General features: G+C 67.0%; 17 protein-coding genes. 9 read left to right on the plus strand and 8 right to left on the minus strand.

The features are described 5' to 3' along the window. Nucleotides 1-4: 4 nt before the first annotated feature. The 3 genes from ACAD63_RS30395 to ACAD63_RS30405 form a co-directional block, all read right to left on the minus strand. Entirely contained in the window at nt 5-211 is a 207-nt protein-coding gene (locus ACAD63_RS30395) for a DUF6494 family protein (RefSeq protein WP_133094882.1), read from the minus strand. A 92-nt stretch (nt 212-303) separates the two neighbouring features. Further along, nucleotides 304-1,557, minus strand: coding sequence for a CaiB/BaiF CoA transferase family protein (locus ACAD63_RS30400; RefSeq protein ID WP_135703640.1), 1,254 nt, complete (start codon nt 1,555-1,557; stop codon nt 304-306). 1 nt (nt 1,558) lies between these two features. After that, nucleotides 1,559-2,473: an SDR family NAD(P)-dependent oxidoreductase gene (locus tag ACAD63_RS30405; RefSeq protein ID WP_133094880.1), complete on the minus strand. Its 915-nt coding sequence runs from the start codon at nt 2,471-2,473 to the stop codon at nt 1,559-1,561. Between the two features lie 274 nt (nt 2,474-2,747). Here ACAD63_RS30405 and ACAD63_RS30410 point away from each other — a divergent pair, with 274 nt between their 5' ends. Continuing rightward, the gene (locus tag ACAD63_RS30410; RefSeq protein WP_029047285.1) at nt 2,748-3,650 is read left to right on the plus strand and encodes a LysR substrate-binding domain-containing protein; all 903 of its coding nucleotides are present in this window, start codon (nt 2,748-2,750) and stop codon (nt 3,648-3,650) included. Nucleotides 3,651-3,672: 22 nt separating this feature from the next. Here ACAD63_RS30410 and ACAD63_RS30415 read toward each other — a convergent pair whose 3' ends face one another. Together ACAD63_RS30415 and ACAD63_RS30420 are read right to left on the minus strand one after the other, a co-directional pair. Beyond that, on the minus strand, nt 3,673-4,182 hold the full coding sequence (locus ACAD63_RS30415) for a DUF2628 domain-containing protein (RefSeq protein WP_135703639.1): 510 nt from the start codon (nt 4,180-4,182) through the stop codon (nt 3,673-3,675). Nucleotides 4,183-4,331: 149 nt separating this feature from the next. After that, complete coding sequence (locus tag ACAD63_RS30420) at nt 4,332-4,799, minus strand: MgtC/SapB family protein (protein ID WP_133094877.1); 468 nt, start codon at nt 4,797-4,799, stop codon at nt 4,332-4,334. A gap of 492 nt (nt 4,800-5,291) precedes the next feature. Between ACAD63_RS30420 and ACAD63_RS30425 the strand changes: the two genes are divergently transcribed. The 5 genes from ACAD63_RS30425 (at nt 5,292) to ACAD63_RS30445 (ending at nt 10,883) form a co-directional block, all read left to right on the plus strand. Then, complete coding sequence (locus tag ACAD63_RS30425; protein ID WP_133094876.1) at nt 5,292-6,461, plus strand: acyl-CoA dehydrogenase family protein; 1,170 nt, start codon at nt 5,292-5,294, stop codon at nt 6,459-6,461. Between the two features lie 12 nt (nt 6,462-6,473). Beyond that, complete coding sequence (locus ACAD63_RS30430; RefSeq protein WP_434034223.1) at nt 6,474-7,673, plus strand: CaiB/BaiF CoA transferase family protein; 1,200 nt, start codon at nt 6,474-6,476, stop codon at nt 7,671-7,673. An 87-nt stretch (nt 7,674-7,760) separates the two neighbouring features. Further along, nucleotides 7,761-9,143, plus strand: coding sequence for an MmgE/PrpD family protein (locus ACAD63_RS30435; RefSeq protein WP_434034224.1), 1,383 nt, complete (start codon nt 7,761-7,763; stop codon nt 9,141-9,143). Nucleotides 9,144-9,153: 10 nt separating this feature from the next. Then, on the plus strand, nt 9,154-9,978 hold the full coding sequence (locus tag ACAD63_RS30440) for an HpcH/HpaI aldolase/citrate lyase family protein (protein WP_434034225.1): 825 nt from the start codon (nt 9,154-9,156) through the stop codon (nt 9,976-9,978). A gap of 38 nt (nt 9,979-10,016) precedes the next feature. Then, nucleotides 10,017-10,883 (plus strand): FAS1-like dehydratase domain-containing protein, encoded by an 867-nt coding sequence (locus ACAD63_RS30445; protein WP_135703635.1) that lies wholly within the window; start codon nt 10,017-10,019, stop codon nt 10,881-10,883. Between the two features lie 95 nt (nt 10,884-10,978). Here the strand turns inward: ACAD63_RS30445 and ACAD63_RS30450 are convergent, their stop codons facing one another. The 3 genes from ACAD63_RS30450 to ACAD63_RS30460 form a co-directional block, all read right to left on the minus strand. Then, the gene (locus tag ACAD63_RS30450) at nt 10,979-11,329 is read right to left on the minus strand and encodes a hypothetical protein (RefSeq protein WP_135703634.1); all 351 of its coding nucleotides are present in this window, start codon (nt 11,327-11,329) and stop codon (nt 10,979-10,981) included. A gap of 336 nt (nt 11,330-11,665) precedes the next feature. Then, nucleotides 11,666-12,637, minus strand: a complete 972-nt coding sequence (locus ACAD63_RS30455) for a Bug family tripartite tricarboxylate transporter substrate binding protein (protein ID WP_195427923.1) — start codon at nt 12,635-12,637, stop codon at nt 11,666-11,668. A gap of 74 nt (nt 12,638-12,711) precedes the next feature. Then, on the minus strand, nt 12,712-14,232 hold the full coding sequence (locus tag ACAD63_RS30460) for a class I adenylate-forming enzyme family protein (protein WP_434034226.1): 1,521 nt from the start codon (nt 14,230-14,232) through the stop codon (nt 12,712-12,714). Nucleotides 14,233-14,548: 316 nt separating this feature from the next. Between ACAD63_RS30460 and ACAD63_RS30465 the strand changes: the two genes are divergently transcribed. The 3 genes from ACAD63_RS30465 (at nt 14,549) to ACAD63_RS30475 (ending at nt 18,457) form a co-directional block, all read left to right on the plus strand. After that, nucleotides 14,549-15,742 carry an acyl-CoA dehydrogenase family protein gene (locus tag ACAD63_RS30465; protein ID WP_195427925.1) on the plus strand — a complete coding sequence of 398 codons (1,194 nt, stop codon included), beginning with the start codon at nt 14,549-14,551 and terminating at the stop codon, nt 15,740-15,742. A gap of 13 nt (nt 15,743-15,755) precedes the next feature. Beyond that, on the plus strand, nt 15,756-16,883 hold the full coding sequence (locus ACAD63_RS30470) for an acyl-CoA dehydrogenase family protein (protein ID WP_133094868.1): 1,128 nt from the start codon (nt 15,756-15,758) through the stop codon (nt 16,881-16,883). Between the two features lie 194 nt (nt 16,884-17,077). Then, entirely contained in the window at nt 17,078-18,457 is a 1,380-nt protein-coding gene (locus ACAD63_RS30475) for a DUF1329 domain-containing protein (RefSeq protein ID WP_195427927.1), read from the plus strand. The last annotated feature ends 63 nt before the right edge of the window (nt 18,458-18,520 follow it).

Raw genomic sequence — 18,520 nt, forward strand, 5'->3', positions numbered from 1 at the left:
CGCGCTATTCAAGCTGGATCTCGCCGTCGAATTTCGCCTTGAGCTTTGCCGCCGGCAGTTCCAGCGTCATCGTCACCGGAAAGCGTCCGGTGGCGGAGATGGTGCCATCGGCAATGGCCTGGGCGATCGCCTGCTCGATCTCGCGCTGGGAACTGACGCCGACGACCTTGAGGAACTTGCGGATGCTGAGGTTGAAGGTTTCCTCATCCATGTGCTGTCTCCGGGAGTTAGGCGCTCGGTGCGCCCTGGAAACAGCCTAGGCGATGCGGGGGCCTTGTGCAGGCGCCCCCGGGGACCTGTGCTTCAGATGACGCCCTGCTCCCGCAGCGCGGCAATGCGTGCGGCGGACAAACCCAGCACGTCTTCCAGCACGCGCCCGGTATGCTGTCCCAGCCGCGGCGGCGGCGCATCGTACTGCACCGGCGTTGCCGACAGCCGCAACGGGCTCTTGACCGTCGGGCACAGGCTGCCGTCGTCGCGCACCAGGTCGACCTGCAGCTCGCGGTGCCGCACCTGCGGGTCTTCCAGCACCTGGCCGTAGTCGTTGATCGGCCCACACGGGATGCCCTGCGCCTCCAGCGCCTGGACCCAGTGGGCGGTCTCGCGCGTGCGCATGTGCGCCTCCAGCATCGGCACCAGCGTCTCGCGGTGGACGATGCGGCCGGGGCCGGTGGCAAAGCGCTCGTCGGCCGCCAGGTCAGGGCGTTCGATGCCGCGGCAGTAGGCCTGCCACTGCCCGTCGTTGCCCGCCGCCACGATCATGTAACCGTCGGCGGTGGCGAACACATGGTAGGGCACCATGTTGGCGTGCGCGTTGCCAAAGCGCGGCATGGCCTTGCCGGTCACGCGCTGGGCGATGATCGGCGTGGCACCGACCGCCACCACCGCGTCGAGCAGCGCCATGTCGATATGCTGGCCCTCGCCGGTACGTTCCGCATGGCGCAGCGCGGCCAGCACCGCCACCGTGGCATACATGCCGGTCAGCATGTCGACCACCGCGACGCCGACCTTCTGCGGCCCGCCGCCGGGCAAGTCGTCGCGCTCGCCGGTGACGCTCATCAGGCCGCCGAGGCCCTGGAAGATGAAGTCGTAGCCGGGCTTGTGCGCGCTCGGCCCGGTCTGGCCGTAGCCCGTGATCGAGCAATAGACAATCGCCGGGTTGACCGCCTTCAGGCTGTCATAGTCCAGCCCGTAGCGCTTCAGGTCGCCGACCTTGTAGTTCTCCAGCACGATCTGCGACTTCGCCGCCAGTTCGCGCACGATCGCCTGCCCTTCCGGGCTGGCGATATCCAGCGTCACCGACTGCTTGCCGCGGTTGGCGCCGGCAAAGTAGGTGGCGTCGCGCGACGGCTGGCCGTTCGCATCGGGCAGCCAGGGCGGCCCCCACGAACGGGTGTCGTCGCCGGCGCCGGGGCGCTCCACCTTGATGACCTCGGCCCCCAGGTCGGCCAGGTTCTGCGCGCACCACGGTCCGGCCAGGATGCGCGACAGGTCAAGCACCCGCACGCCCTGGAGGGCGCCGCGGGCGGTGCCGGGCAGCGATTGCGCCCCCGCCATCTCAGATCGGGTCCCAGCCGATCACGTCGGGCGAGCGCTCCAGCTTGAAGAAGCTGTTGCGCATCGCCGGCATGGCGATCTCGGCCACGCTCTCCGGGGTCCAGCCTTCGCTCATGTGCACCGAGCGCACCGGGCGCGGCTGGCTCATCAGCATGATCTCGTTTGCGCGCACCGCGAAGATCTGGGCGTTGACTTCGGACGCGGCGTCGCTGGCCAGGTACACCGCCACGGGGGCGATCTTGCCGGCTTCCATCTTCTGCAGCTTGGCGACACGGGCCTTCTCTTCCGGCGTTTCAGCGGGGATCGAGCTGGTCATGCGGCTCCACGCGAACGGCGCGATGCAGTTCGAGCGCACGTTGAAGCGCTGCATGTCCAGCGCGATCGACTTCGACAGCGCGGCGATGCCCAGCTTGGCCGCCGAGTAGTTGGCCTGGCCCAGGTTGCCGATCAGGCCCGAGGTCGAGGTCATGTGCACGTAGGCACCGCTCTCCTGGTCCTTGAAGTAGCTGGCGGCGGCGCGGCTGACGAAGAAGGTGCCGTGCAGGTGCACGTCGATCACCGAGCGCCATTCTTCTTCATTCATCTTGAAGAACATGCGGTCGCGCAGGTTGCCCGCGTTGTTGACCACCGCGTCGATGCGGCCGAAATTGTCCAGCGCGCACTGCACGATGGCGTTGGCGCCGTTCCAGGTCGAGACGCTGTCGGTGTTGGCCACGGCCTCGCCGCCGGCGGCGCGGATTTCTTCCACCACGCGCTGCGCGGGGCCGGTGTCGCCACCCTCGCCGGTCATCGACACGCCCAGGTCATTGACCACCACCTTGGCCCCGGCGGCGGCCATTGCCAGCGCGATGCCGCGCCCGATCCCGCCACCCGCGCCCGTCACCAGCGCGACCTTGCCTGCCATCAAACCGCTCATTGCCTTGCTCCTCTGAAATCTTCTGAAATCCTGTCGTCCGGTCACTGCCGCCGTGGGCGGGGTGATCACCGTGCGTACGGCGCGATGATCGTCCGGATTCGCCGTTCACATGCCGGTCCGGTCCAAATTCCGGTGCGATTATCGGCACGGCGCGACCGGCGACGCCCGAGTGCTGTCATTCCGGATGTCAATGCCACGTGGGATACGATAAATTGGCACCCGCGTCTTTGGAATTCACGAATCACAAAAGTGGCCTTTGGCCTGACGGAAGCCCATGCATTACGACCTGACCGATCTGCGCCTTTTCCTGAACGTCGGCGAGACGGAAAACCTCACCCGCGCCGCCGAGCGCAGCTTCCTGTCGCTGCCGGCGGCCAGCACCCGGATCAAGCAGCTGGAAGAGGCGTTCCAGACACAATTGCTGATCCGCCAGGTCAAGGGCGTGCGCCTCACCCCGGCGGGCGATGCGCTGCTGCGCCATGCGCGCGAAGTCTTCCGCGAGCTGGAATGCCTGCACGCAGACCTGCGCCCCTATGCCAAGGGCATCAAGGGGCGCGTGCGGCTGCTGGCCAATACCACCGCCACCAATTCCTTCCTCGCCACCGGCGTGTCGCGTTTCCTGACCGAGAATCCCGACATCGATATCGAACTGGAAGAGCATCTGTCGCAGGAAATCGTGTCGGCCATCAGCGCGGGCGCAGCCGACCTCGGCATCGTGGCGGGTGAAGTCGCGACCCAGGACCTGGACGTGATGCACCTGTGCAGCGACGAGCTGATCGTGATCGCACCGGTGAACCACCCGCTGCCGGCGTTCAAGCGGCTGCATTTCGCCGACCTGCTCGATACCTGCCGCTTTGTCGGGCTGAACCAGTTCAGCGCGATCCAGTCGTTCCTGGACCGCATCGCCAGCGGCATGGGCAAGCGCATCAGCCTGCGCATCCAGGTCGGCAGCTTCGACGCGGTGTGCCGCATGGTCGAGGCCGGCGCCGGCATTGCCATCGTGCCCAACAGCTGCGCGCGGCGCTACGCCAGCCGCAAGGTGCTGCGCTTTATCCAGCTGGAAGACGAATGGGCCAAGCGCGAGCTGCGCCTGGTCCGGCGCCCCGGGCGCGAGCTGCCCCAGTTCGCCGAGACCCTGATCCAGTACCTGGTCGACGCGTCGCGCGAGCCGGTATAAGCGCCGGTATAAGCGCCGTGCCCTAGCCGGCGGCCAGCCCCGTGGAGTGCGCCACCAGCCCGGCCAGCGGCCGCAGCGAGACCGCCATGACCGCCAGAAGCAGCCCCATGGCGAAGACTCCCGGCCAACTGGTGCGGCCGCAGCGCGCCAGCGAATCGTGGACCAGTTCCGGCGACCAGTGGTATTCACGCAGGCGCCGGATGGTGGACTCGGCCTGCCAACGGTACAGCTGGTTGCCATACATGCCCAGCAGCAGCGCCAGCGCATAAAGCAGCGGCCGGGACAGCGCCAGCGGCATGTCGACGCGGAATAACGCGTGCAGCACCGGCTCCATGCAGACGATCAGCGCATAGACGCCGACTTGCCAGTACATGCGCCGGTAGGCCATCCAGAACGGGCCGAACAGGCACGCCGCCCAGTTCCACGACATGCCGCCGCGCGCCTCGGCCAGGGCCCAGCGGCCGCTGTAATACGCGTAGCGCGGGCCCACGAAAGCGGCCAGCGCCGCATCGTCACGGATCGATGATTTCATGCCCCCTCCCCTGCCTGCTGCCTGCCCCGTCATCGCGGAACAGCATTTGCAGCATAGGCCGGTACGCGCCGGCGCAGCGTGCGCTGGCGCGCATTGAAAGGAGATTGGCGCAGTCCGGTGGGAGAACCGGCCTGTAGTGTCCCGAAGCGCTATTTCAAGCGCAGCAGGAGCTGCAGGATGACCAGCGTGAAAACCGTGGCGATGACTGCCGTGGTTTCGCGCCCGAGGCCGGCCGCCACGCCGATTGCCGCCACCATCCAGATGCTGGCTGCCGTGGTCAGGCCCTTGATATCGGATTCGCTGCCGTGTTTCAGGATCGCACCCGCGCCCAGGAAGCCGATCCCGGCGGTCAGCCCCTGCAGCACACGGCTGATGTCCGCCAGCGGCACGCCCGCCTGCAGCGGCACCAGCACGAACAGCGCCGAGCCCAGCGCCACCAGCATATGGGTGCGCAGCCCCGCGGCCTTGCCCGAGGCCTCCCGCTCATAGCCGATCAGCCCGCCCAGCACCACCGCCATGGTCAGCCGCACCAGCAGGCGGGTGGCTTCGCCGGCGTCGGGCAAATCGCTGAATTCGGCGCGAAGGGCGCCGTAGATTTCCGACCAGACCCCGTCCATCGCTCGCCCCCAAGGTGCTTTGGTACAGACCTGAGCCTAGCACGCACCGCTGGCCTCCGGCGCTGGCCGCAGCCGAATGCGGCTACGCCTTACCTGGCCGTGCGGCGGCGTCCTACACGGCAAGCGGAACCTCCCCGACAGTGCCGCCACGGGCCCGACCCTATATTGGAATCACCACGACTAGTGCAAAACAGGAGCTACACCATGCCCTACATCCTTGCCTGGCTACTTGGTGTCCCGGCCTTTGTCCTGATCCTGATCTGGCTGTTCGTACACTGATACCCACCCGCAGGCCCGCGCGTCTGCCTTTGAAGCGCCCCTGAAGCGCCCCCCGGACGCCCGGCACAGCCGGGCGTCTTGCGCTATGCAACCAGGTGCACAGCGCGCCGCAAGCGCTTCCGGCGGCCCTAAGCCGCTCTTTCGCAAATCCGAATTTCGGCGGGCAGGGGGGTCGGGAATAATGGCCCCATTCGAAATAGACGGGGCCTCCCCATGCTTGCAGAACAGGATCCGGAACTGCTGTATCCCGAAATCCGCGAGGCCGTGCGCGACCTTTGCGCCGGCTTCGATTCGGCATACTGGCAGCGCGTGGAAGAGCAGGAAGCCTTTCCCGAGCGGTTCGTGCAGGCGCTGACCCAGGCCGGCTGGCTGTCGGCCCTGATTCCCGAGGCCTACGGCGGCTCGGGCCTGTCGCTGACCGCGGCCTCGGTCATCATGGAAGAAATCAACCGCAGCGGCGGCAATTCCGGCGCCTGCCATGGCCAGATGTACGTGATGGGCTGCCTGCTGCGCCACGGCTCCGAGGGACAGAAGCGCCGCTGGCTGCCCGGCATCGCCTCGGGCGAACTGCGCATGCAGTCGATGGCCGTGACCGAGCCCACCACCGGCACCGACACCACCAAACTCAAGACCACCGCGGTGCGCCAGGGCGACAAGTACATCGTCAATGGCCAGAAGGTATGGATTTCGCGCGTGCAGCACTCCGACCTGATGCTGCTGCTGGCGCGCACCACGCCGCTGGACCAGGTCAAGCGCAAGTCCGACGGGCTGTCGGTGTTCGTGGTCGACCTGCGCGACGCCATCGGCAAGGGCCTGACGGTCAAGCCGATCCGCAATATGGTCAACCACGAGACCAACGAACTGTTCTTCGATAACCTCGAAGTGCCGGCCGCGAATCTGATCGGCGAGGAAGGCAAGGGCCTGAAATACATCCTCGACGGCCTCAACGCCGAGCGCATCCTGATCGCCGCCGAGTGCATCGGCGACGGCTACTGGTTCGTCGGGCGCGCCAGCAACTATGCGCGCGACCGCATCGTGTTCGACCGCCCGATCGGCCAGAACCAGGCCGTGCAGTTCCCGATCGCGCGCTCGTACGTCAATGTCGAGGCCGCCAGCCTGATGCGCTACAAGGCGGCGCGGCTATTCGATGCCGGCAAGGCGTGCGGCAAGGAAGCCAATATCGCCAAGCTGCTGGCCGCCGATGCCTCGTGGGAAGCGGCCAACGCCTGCCTGCAGACGCACGGCGGCTTCGGCTTTGCCGCCGAATACGACATCGAGCGCAAGTTCCGCGAAACGCGCCTGTACCAGGTCGCGCCGATCTCCACCAACCTGATCCTGTCCTACGTGGCCGAGCACGTGCTCGAACTGCCGCGTTCGTTCTGAGGTTTTTTTCGCATGTCCCCCAATAACTCCAAGGGCATCCGCCCGCTCGACGGCATCCGCGTGGTTTCGCTGGAGCACGCGGTTGCGGCCCCCTTCGCCACGCGCCAGCTTGCCGACCTTGGTGCCCGCGTCATCAAGATCGAGCGTCCCGGCGTGGGCGACTTTGCGCGCGGCTATGACCAGTCCGTGCACGGCCAGGCCTCGTACTTTGTGTGGCTCAACCGGGGCAAGGAAAGCCTGACCCTGGACCTGAAGGATCCAGAGGCGCAGACCATCCTGCACCGGCTGCTGGCCGATGCCGATGTGCTGGTGCAGAACCTCGCTCCCGGCGCGGCCGCGCGCATGGGCCTGGACTTCGACAGCCTGCACGGCAAGTACGACAAGCTCATCGTCTGCGACATCTCGGGCTATGGCGACTCCGGCCCCTATCGCGACAAGAAGGCCTACGATCTGCTGATCCAGGCCGCCGCCGGCCTGGTGGGCCTCACCGGCGGCCCCAACGAGCCGTCGCGCGCCGGCGTTTCGATCGCCGACATCTCGGCCGGCATGTACGCCTACAGCGGCATCCTTTCGGCGCTGCTGCAGCGTGGCCGCACCGGCAAGGGCCTGCGCGTGCAGGTGACCATGCTCGAGGCGATGGCCGAGTGGATGAACCAAGTCCTCTACTTCGGCCACTACGGCGGCAAGCCGCCGGCGCGCTTCGGCGCTTCGCACCCGACCATCGCGCCGTATGGCGTGCATCGCACCGGCGACGGCAGCGTGATCTTCAGCGTGCAGAACGAACGCGAGTTTGCCAGCTTCTGCGAGATCGTGCTCGGCAACCGGGAACTGGCGCAGGACGAACGCTTCTCCAGCAATACGGCCCGCGTGCGCAATCGCCCCGAGCTCACCGCCATCATCGAGGAGCGCTTCGCGTCGATGACCGTGGCGCAGGCCGAGGCACTGCTGGACGAGGCGCAGATCGCCAATGCCCCGATGAACGACATCGAGGGCGTATGGAACCATCCGCAGTTGCAGGCACGCCAGCGCTGGCGCGAAGTGGCCACCCCGGGCGGTCCGATCGGCGCGCTGCTGCCGCCCGCCAACCTGTCGGGCGTGGAACCTGTCATGGGCGACGTGCCGGCACTGGGCGCGCACAGCCGGCAGATCCTGGCCGAGCTCGGCTATGCCGATGGCGACATCGCCGCGCTGGCCGACAAGCAGACCATCTGAAATCGAACACACCACGCCCGGCCATCTCGCAACTGAGCCCCGGGCTTTTTCCATTTCCACGAAATCCAATTCCGCATCGGAGCCTGCATGAGCCAAGCCGCAGACACCAACTACCCGACCCGCCAGCTGTGCCAGTTCCTGGCCGACTTCAAGCTGGCGGACGTGCCCGCGCCCGTGATCGAGCGCACCAAGGACCTGTTCCTTGACTGGATCGCCTCGGCCATCGCCGGCAAGGACGCACCGGCCGTGCGCCGCCTGCAGGAATTCGCGGCCGCCATGGGTCCGGGCCAGGGCGACGCCGAAGTGCTGGTCGACCGCCGCCGCACCTCGCCCTACTTCGCCGCGCTGATCAACGGCGCTTCGTCGCACGTGGTCGAGCAGGACGACGTGCACAACGGCTCGGTGCTGCACCCGGCCGCGGTGGTGTTCCCGGCCGTGGTGGCCGCGGCGCAGGCCGAAGGCAAGACCGGGGCCGAAGTGCTGCTGGCGTCGATCGCCGGCTATGAGGCCGGCATCCGAATTGGCGAGTTCATGGGCCGCTCGCACTACACCGTGTTCCACACCACCGGCACCGTCGGCACGCTGGCCGCCGCTGCCGCCGTGGCCAAGCTCTACAACCTGGATGCCGAAGGCATCAACCAGGCGCTGGGCTCGGCCGGTACGCAGGCCGCAGGCCTGTGGGAATTCCTGCGCGACGCCGCCGACTCCAAGCAGCTGCACACCGCCAAGGCCGCGGCCGACGGCCTGCAATCGGCGTGGCTGGCGCGCGCGGGCTTCACCGGCGCGAAGCAGATCCTGGAAGGCAGGCAAGGCATGGCCGCCGGCATGTCGAGCGACGCCGATCCCGCCGCGCTGACCGATGGCCTGAGCACGCGCTGGGCCACCGCCGAGACCTCGTTCAAGTTCTTTGCCTCATGCCGCCACACGCATCCGGCAGCCGATGCACTCAAGGTGCTGCTGCAGCGCGAAGGTCTCAGCGCCGACCAGGTCGCCAGCGTCACCACCCATGTGCACCAGGGCGCGATCGACGTGCTCGGCCCGGTGGTCAACCCGGTCACCATCCACCAGGCCAAGTTCTCGATGGGCACGGTGCTGGGCCTGGTCGCCGTGCACGGCCACGCCGGCCTGGCGGAATTCGAGCAGCACGCGCTGCCCGATGCCAAAGTCGTCGACTTCCGGGAGAAGGTCACGATGGAACTCGACCCGGAGATCAACGCCGCCTACCCGCGCCAGTGGATCGGCCGCGTCACGGTGAAGACCACCGACGGCCGCACGCTGGCCGCACGCGTGGACGTGCCCAAGGGCGACCCGGACAACACCCTGTCGCGCCCCGAGCTGGAAGCCAAGGCGCTGCAGCTGGGCGCGTTCCGCAACGGTGCCAGCGAGGCCGAGATGCGCGCCATCATCGCGCGCGTGTGGGCACTGGAGCAGGCGCCCAACGTCAACGACTGGCTGCCCGCCGCACGCTGAGGAACGCTGCATGACTACTGCCGTCACCTACCTGTTCGTCCCCGGCGACCGGCCGGAGCGTTTTGACAAGGCCGCCGCCGCGGGCCCCGACGTGATGATCCTCGACCTCGAGGACGCCGTGCACCCCGACGCCAAGCCCGCCGCGCGCGAGGCGATCGGCGCGTGGCTGGCGGGCAAGCCCGCCGCGCGCGCCATGGTCCGCATCAACGACAGCGCCTCGCCCGCGTTTCCCGCCGACCTGGCCTGGCTGCGCTCGCTGCCGGCCGGCACGGCGCTGGCCGGGCTGATGGTGCCCAAGGCCGAAGACGCCGCCGCGCTGGCACAGATCGCGCAGGCGCTGCACGCCATCAATCCGCAAGGTGAGCTGGTCGCCATCATCGAGACCGCTCTCGGCCTGCACCAGGTCGACACGGTGGCCACGGCCAGCGGCGTGGCACGGCTGGCGTTCGGTTCGCTCGACTATGCGGTGGACCTCGGCTGCAGCCACACCCGCGACGCGCTGGCGTTCGCGCGCGCCCGCATCGTGCTGGCTTCGCGCGTGGCCGGGCTGCCGCCGCCGGTGGACGGCGTCACCACCGCGCTGAAGGATGAAGCCGTGCTGGCGAGCGACGTTGCCTACGCGCGCGAACTCGGCTTTGCCGGCAAGCTGTGCATCCACCCGGCGCAGCTGGGCGCCGTGCGCGCAGGCTTCCTGCCCAGCGCAGAACAGCTCGACTGGGCCCGCCGCGTCCTCGCAGCCACCGCCAGCGGCAGCCATGCCGTGCAGGTCGATGGCAAGATGGTCGACCGGCCCGTGATCGAGCAGGCGAAACGCCTGCTGGCGCTGGCGCAATAGCGCCCCGCTTTTCCTGTCCACCCCGAACCTGCAAGCCCATGACTGACGCCACTTCCGAACTCGAACGCCTGCGCGGCTGGATCGGCCGCAGCGAATCGCGCACCGAAACGCTGTCGCCCGAACCGGTGATCGGCCTGGCCGCGACCTTCGACCTCGACCCCGAGGCGGTCGCCGCCGGCCCGCTGCCGCCGCTGTGGCACTGGCTGTATTTCCTGCCGCGCGCGCAGCAACGCGACATCGGCCGCGACGGCCACCCGCACCTCGGCGGCTTCATGCCGCCGGTGCCGCTGCCGCGCCGCATGTGGGCCGGCAGCGAACTGACTTTCAGCCATCCGCTGCATATCGGCGATACCGTCACGCGCACCTCCACCATCGCAGACGTGCAGTACAAGACCGGCCGCAGCGGCGAACTGTGGTTCGTCGCGGTCGACCATGAACTGACCGTCAACGGCAAGACTGCGATCAACGAGCGTCACGACATCGTCTACCGCGCCATGCCGGACCCGTCCAAACCGCAGCCACCGCGCCCGCGGCTGGAACACACCGCGCAATGGCAGCGCACGCTGCAGGCCGACCCGGTCATGTTGTTCCGCTATTCGGCGCTGACCTTCAACGGCCACCGTATTCACTACGATCGCAGCTATACCCGCGATGTTGAAGGGTATCCCGGCCTGGTGGTGCATGGGCCGATGCAGGCCATGCTGATGCTGGACCTGGTGGCACGCGAGCAGCCGCAGGCGCGCGTGAAGCGTTTTGGGTTCCGGGGGCTGGCGCCGCTGTTTGATCAGGACACCATCACCGTTGGCGGCGCGGCCGATCCGGAGCAGGCTGGCCGGCTGGTGCTTTGGACGGGCGATGATGCTGGTGGGCAGGCGATGCAGGGGTGGGCTGAGATAGAAGGGTAAAGGGGCGAGGGCCGCAGGCGGATGCTGCAGGCGCTGATTCTCTGAGCATGAAGGGCGCCTGCCATCTCAGGGAATCAGCGCCCAACCTCGATTGGTTACCCGGGCATCGCGTCCTCAATTCCCTCCGCGACTTGTTCTACCCTGTCGGCCAGCAATTCAAGTGAGGTCCGGCAGAGCTCTCGCAAGGCATCCAGCGTAGTCGCCCGCAAGACTACGCTTCCTTCTTCCTGTGCATCGCAATCGCTGTGTGTCACCAATGTCAGTACGCAGGCCGCGCCTCGCACAATCGCATCGGCTTGATCCAGCAGATTCAATAACAAGAGTTGCCGGGGGACAGGTAGCGCGTCCTCACGCGCTGCGCGCCGGGTTTCGGGACTGAAACGCGAAAGCGAATCATCTAGTCGAGGCGGGATGAAGGCGTCGGGTTCGAGGCTGGATTGGAGCATTACTGACCTCCGTAAGGTCGAAGATGAGGTAGCGTTAACCAGGTTCTCACTCCCGGCTCCTGCTGTGTCAGGAGCCCAGTCAGTCTAGAGCCGCTTGCCGTTCACAATCAAGGCGCAGATTGTGAAGGATCGATACGTCAAGGCAGTTTCAGAAGCGGCCAAGCTCCATGTTGCGAAGAATTGCGGGTTCGGGCCACGACTTGATCTGTGGCACTGGTGAAATGTTGTCGCAGTTTGAACCGCCTGGTTCAACGGCCGACAACATCAAATCAAAGGCGCCATGCACGGGCACGGCGAAAGGACGCCGAGCTAACCGTAGCGCCCCCAAAATCCCCCTTAATCCGCCTGAATTCCCGCCTTCTTCACCACCCCACCCCACAGCGCCAGCTCCCGCTGGATCCGATCCCCAAGCTGCTTCGGCGTGCTGACATTGACGTCATACCCACCCGCCGCCATCCGCTGCCGATAAGCAGGATCGTCGCCGATGGCCTTCTGCGCCTTCACCAGCTTGTCGACCACATCCGCCGGCAGCTTCTGCGGCCCGATCAGGGCATACCATCCAGTCAGGTCATAGTCCTTCTGCCCCGACTCGATCATGGTCGGCACCGTGGGCAGCGCCGGATTGCGCGTCTTCGACGTGACCGCCAGCGCGCGCACCTTGCCGCCGTTGATATGGCCGATGGCGGTGCCGGTGATATCGAACATGAAGGTCACCTTGCCGCTCATCACGTCCGCCATCGCCGGCGAATTGCCTTTGTACGGCACGTGCAGCATCTTCACGCCATTCATCTGCGCCAGCAGTTCCGCCGACAGGTGGTTCGATGCGCCCACGCCGGCCGAGCCGAACGAGACATCCTGCGGATGCTTGCGCGCGTAGTCGACCAGCTCCCCGACGTTCTTTGCCGGGAAATCCTTGTTCACCAACAGCACGTTGGTGTAGTCGGTGATCAGGCCGATGTAGGTGAAATCCTTGACCGGGTTGAAGTTGACCGAACGCTGGATCAGCGGAGTCATGGTCATGGTGGGGCTGGCGACAAAGTACAGCGTGTAGCCATCCGGCGTCGCCTTGGCAGTCATGTCGGCGGCAATGGCGCCGCTGGCGCCGGCGCGGTTGTCCACCACCACCGGCTGCTTGAGCACGCGGCCCAGCTGCTCGGCGTAGATGCGCGCGGCGGTGTCGACCGGGCCGCCGGGGGCATAGCCCACCAGCAGCTTGACCGGCCGCGACGGGTAGGCGTCCGTCGCCCAGGCCGCGCCCTGCAGCAGCAGGGTCGTGGTCAGTGCCGCGAGTGTGGTCCAGGTTTTCATTGTTGTCTCCTCCAGATAGGGCTGAAATGCCCGGGCCGGCGTATGACGCCAGCCCGGTAAAGGGATTCAGGCGCTCAGTCCAGCAGCGCGCGCAGCGGCTGCTTGAGCAGCTTGCCGCTGGCAGTAGTGGGAATGACATCGACGGTGCGGATCTCGGCCGGGCGCTTGTACGGTGCCAGGCTCTCGCGCAGGTAGACGTCGAGCGCCTTGGGATCGACGCTCGCGCCTTCCTGCGTCTCGATAAAGGCGACCACCTCTTCGTTGCCGTCGCTGGCGGGGCGCCCCACCACCGCCGACTGGCGCACGCCGGGGAAGGCGTTGATCACCGACTCGACTTCGATCGGGTAGACGTTGAACCCCGAGCGGATGATCAGGTCCTTGGAGCGGCCGGAGATAAACAGCGCCCCGTCGGCATCCAGGTAGCCCAGGTCGCCGGTGTTGAGCCAGCCGCCCGGCAACAGCGCATCAGCCGTCTGCTCCGCGTTGCGGTAGTAGCCAAGCATCACGCCGGGACCGCGCACGCGGATCTGGCCGCGCTCGCCTGCGGGCAGAGGCGTGCCGGCATCGTCGGTAATCTCGATTTCGACGCCTTCGACGATATGCCCGGCCGAGCAGTCGGCACGCGGCGCGTCCAAGCGCGTGATGAAGAGCGAGCCGGCATATTCGGTGATGCCGTAGCCATGGTGCAGCGGCTGGCCAAACAGCGTCTCGACGTCGCGCTTGAGCGTGGGATCGAGCGGCGCGCCGCCGGTGTAGAGGTAGCGCAGGCGCGGATACTTGCCCGGGCCTGCGCCGTGCTGCGCCGCCACCGCCAGGATGCGCGTAAACATGGTCGGCACGCCCTGCAGGATGGTGACGCCCGGCGATGCCAGCGCCTCGAACACGTCATTGCCATCGAAGCGCGGGCGCAGGAACAGGCTGGCGCCGGCGTAGAGCGTAGCCATCAGCACCGTGGCGATGCCGAAGATATGCGACATCGGCAGCGCCCCGTAGGCTACGTCCGCCTGCCCCATGTCGCGCGAGGTGGCGGAGATGCGGGCAAAGTGCGTCAGGCCGACATGCGGCACCATCACGCCCTTGGGCGCGCCGGTGGTGCCGGAGGTATAGATCAGCGTGGCGACCTGGCGCGCCTGCTCGCTGGCCACGCGTTCCGGCGCGCTGGCTGCGCGCAGTGCCAGCATGCCGTCGGCAAAGACGGGGCAGGTGCTCGCTTGCGCGCCGAGCCGCGCACCGTGCGCGGCCGCCACGTCGGACACATGGCCGGTGAACAGCACCAGCGCCGGCTGGGCGTGGTCGCGGATATTGTCGATTTCGCGCGCGGACAAGCGCGCGTTGACCTGGATCGGCCAGGCATGCAGCAGGCTGCTGGCGAACAGCGTCACCACCATCTCGTTGCAGTTCTCGCCGACCATCATGACCCGGTCGCCTTCGCCCACGCCCTGCGCCGCCAGCCAGTCGCGCGCCGCTTCGATGCGCTGCCACAGTTCGCCATAGCTGATCACGGCGCCGCTTTCGAACAGGCAAGGCGCGGCGGGCGTCTGCGCGGCCCAGTGTCGGGGGATATCGTGGATGTATTCGGGGCGGAAGGAAGACATGCGGCTGGGCTCGTTCGGGATACGGCTGGGTTGGCGATGCTTGCCGGCGGCAAATGCGCCGGAATGCACCCCGACGCACTTGAGCAGGCCGTGCCAGTTTGCGCCAAGGCTGCGCGCCGCGGTATTTGGAATTGGCTAAGGCCGTGTTCGTCCACGCCGCCACCACCCGGCTCAGGTGGTTCCGCCGGCACGAAGGGCGACTTTATGATTGATAAAGCAATGGAGAACGCCCCGCGCCCTACAATCGGCCGGCACACCTAGGGCTGCACCGGTTGCTTGCCAGCAGCGGACGCCCGCGTAACGAGGGGACATTCAGATGGATTTGCGTTTCACCGCCGAGGAACAGGCCTTCCGCGAGGAAGTCCGCGCTTTCGTGCAGGCCAGCCTGCCGGAAGACATCCGCAACAAGGTGCTCAACCACCAGCGCGTCGAGAAGGACGACTACGTCCGCTGGCACCGCATCCTGCAGGCCCACGGCTGGGGCGCTCCCACCTGGCCCACGCAATGGGGCGGAACCGGCTGGACCGCGCTGCAGCGCCTGATCTTTGAAATCGAGACGTTCCGCGCCGGCGCGCCACGCCTGCTGCCGTTCGGCCTGACCATGATCGGCCCGGTGCTGATGAAATACGCCAGCCCCGAGATGCAGCAGCGCTTCCTGCCGCGCATCCCGGGCGTGGAAGACTTCTGGTGCCAGGGCTATTCCGAGCCGGGCTCCGGTTCCGACCTGGCCTCTCTGAAGACCCGCGCCGTGCGCAAGGGTGACAAGTACATCGTCAACGGCCAGAAGACCTGGACCACGATGGCCCACTTCGCCGACTGGATCTTCTGCCTGGTGCGCACCGATCCCGATGCCAAGGCGCAGGAAGGCATCTCCATGCTGCTGATCGACATGAAATCGCCCGGCGTGACCGTACGCCCGATCAAGACGCTCGACGGCGGCCACGACGTGAACGAGACCTGGTTCGAAGACGTGGAAGTGCCCGTGGAGAACCTGGTCGGCGAAGAGAACCGCGCCTGGACCTACGCCAAATACCTGCTCGGCCACGAGCGCACCGGCATTGCCGGCATCGGCCACTGCCACCGCGAGCTGCGCCAGCTCAAGCACTACGCCAGCCAGGCCACCGACGGCGCCGGCCGCCCGCTGATCGAGGACGTGCGCATGCGCGACAAGATCGCCCGCGTCGAGATGGACATCATGGCGCTGGAAATGCTGCTGCTGCGCGTCGCCACGCAGGCCGCCGGCACGCCCGGACCGGAAGCGTCGATCGTCAAGATCCGCGGCTCGGAAGTGCAGCAGGACCTGGGCATGCTGATGATGGAAGTGGCCGGCCCCAACGCCTGGCCGTATTCGCCGGACTGGCTCGAGCCGGGCGCCACGCAGCCGGTGTCCGGCCCCGAGTGGGCCGCCCCCGCCTCCTCTACGTACTACGACATGCGCAAGACCTCCATCTACGGCGGCGCGACCGAAGTGCAGAAGAACATCATCTCCAAGATGATCCTGGGTTTCTGAAGGGATAGCTGACATGGACTTCACCTACAGCGAAGAGCAACAGATGCTGGCGGACAGCCTGCGTCGCTTCATCGATACCGAATACACCTTCGAGGCCCGCCGCAAGAGCGCGCGCCAGGGCGAAAGCCTGGATCGCGGCGTGTGGAACAAGCTCGCCGAGATGGGCGTGCTGGGCCTGACCGTGCCGGCGGACTTCGGCGGCTTCGGCGAAGGCGCCGCCAGCCAGCTGGTGGTGCAGCGCGAGCTGGGCCGCGGCCTGGTGCTCGAGCCGGTCACGCCCAGCGGCGTGATGGCCGCCTCCATCCTCAACGCCTGCGGCAGCGACGCGCAGAAGCAGGAATGGCTGCCCGCGATCGCCTCTGGCGAGCGCATCGTCACGCTGGCCTACCTGGAGCCAACCACGCGCTACCGCCCGGAATCGGCCCGCGCCAGCGCCGAGCGCAGCGGCGACGGCTACGTGATCAGCGGCACCAAGAGCGTGGTCTGGCACGGCGCCGCCGCCGACGCCTACCTGCTGACCGCACGGGTATCCGGCAGCAACGAGATCGCACTGTTCCTGGTGCCGCGCGACAGCAAAGGCCTTGGCGTGACCGCCTATCCCACCATCGACGGCCTGCGCGCCGCCGACCTGTCGCTGCAGAACGTCACCGTGCCGGCCAGCGCACTGGTGGGCCAGGCCGCAGACGGCCTGGCGGCGCTGGGTGTCGGCCTCGAGCACGGCATCGCCGCGCTGTGCGCCGAAGGCGCGGGCGCCATGGAAAAGCTGATCCAGATCACCGGCGAATACCTGGGCACGCGCCAGCAGTTCGGCAAGCCGCTGGCCAGCTTCCAGGCACTGCAGCACCGCATGGCCGACATGCTGGTGCAGAAGGAACTGGCGCTGTCGATGGCCTACGTGGCGGCGCAGGCGCTGGATGAAACCGATCCTGCCGCGCGCCGCCGCATGCTGTCGGCCGCCAAGGTGACGGTCGCCCGCGCCGGGCGCTTTGTCGGCCAGCAGGCGGTGCAACTGCACGGCGGCATGGGCATGACCGACGAGCTGTCCGTGGGCGACTACTTCAAGCGCCTGACCATGCTGGACCAGCTGCTGGGCGACAGCGACTATCACCTGCAGCGCTTCGGCGAAGTGATGGAAGCCTGATCCGGCCAGCGGCCGCTGGCCGCCAGGTTGCTATGAGGCCGGGTAGTTACCCGGCCTCTTCTTGTTTACACCTCGCTCCGACAGGCTAGGGAAATCCACTAGTCCGTTCCAACGATTCCCGGCCGCGGCGCCGTCACTACCCTGTGACCACAGGCACGGACGTCGCCGGCCATTCCCCTAGGAGCGAGACTGCAATGACATCCACTACACATAGACTGCTGCGCGGCAGCCTGCTGGTGACCAGCATGGCACTGGCCGCGGCATCGTGGGCGAAGGTCACCCCCGAAGACCTCAAGCAGCTTGACGGCAACCTGACGCCGATGGGCGCGGAGCGGGCCGCCAGCAAGGACGGCGATGTGCCCGCATGGTCCGGCAAGTGGCTGGGCACGCCGCCAGGCGTCAAATACCAGCGCGGCGATCGCTATCCCGATCCGTACGCCGACGAAAAACCGCTGTTCGTCATCACGGCGCAGAACGTGGCGCAGTATGCCGAACGCCTGACCGACGGCCAGAAGGCGCTGTTCAAGAAGTACCCCGATACCTTCAAGATGCCGGTGTACGCCAGCCATCGCGACTTCCGCTACGAAGACACCGTCTACAAGGACGTCCGCACCTACGCCACCACCGTCAAGATGACGAGCGATGCCAACGGCCTGAAGGACGCGGGCCCGCAAGTGCCCTACCCGATCCCGAAGACGGCCATGGAGCTGCTGTGGAACCAGCGCTTCTCGTCGGCCGTCGGCACCGAGAAGGCGCAGTACGACCAGGCCGTGGTCTACCCGAACGGCTCGATCGCATGGGGACGGGTCTCGTACAGCATCCTCTCGCCGCGCAACAACGGCAAGTTCGACCCGCACAACACGCTCAACGAGCGCTCCTTCTTCCGCACTGCAACCGACCTGCCGCTGCGCGACCGGGGCCAGGTGATCGTGGGTTATGCCGTGTGGGACCAGGAAGGCTCGGACACCAACCGCACCTGGATCTACAACCCGGGCACGCGGCGCGTGCGCCAGGCGCCGGAATTCGGCTTCGACCAGCCGCAGGGCCCCGGCGGCTTCCGCACCGTGGATGACGACCGCCTCTTCAACGGCTCCGGCGAGCGCTACAACTGGAAGATCGTCGGCAAGAAGGAGATCTATGTCCCGTACCACAACTACAAGCTGCTGAGCACGTCGATCAAGTACAAGGACCTGCTGACCAACGGCCATGCCAGCCCTGACGTCATGCGTTATGAGCTGCATCGCGTATGGATCCTGGAAGCAACGCTCAAGTCCGGCTTCCGGCACCAGTATGCGAAGCGCGTGCTGTATCTCGACGAAGACACCTGGCAAGCCCTCGCCGCCGACAACTACGATGGCCGCGGCCAGCTGTGGCGCACCAACCTGCAGGCCTCGGTCTACGCCTACGATGCGCGCCGCTATCATCCGACCGCGGTGTTCTACCATGACCTGATTTCCGGCGCTTACTTTGCGGACCGCCTGACCAACGAAGGCCCGATGTTCCAGCTGAACAACAGCCCTGAGTTCACCGAAGCGTTCTTCTCCCCGGACGCCGCGCGCGGATCGGGTACCTGACCACATCGCATGATCCGGCCGGGCGAGTCTTCGCCCGGCCGCGCCACGTCTCCCCTTCCTTCC

The organism is Cupriavidus sp. a3 (assembly GCF_051015765.1).
GTDB lineage: Bacteria > Pseudomonadota > Gammaproteobacteria > Burkholderiales > Burkholderiaceae > Cupriavidus > Cupriavidus oxalaticus_A.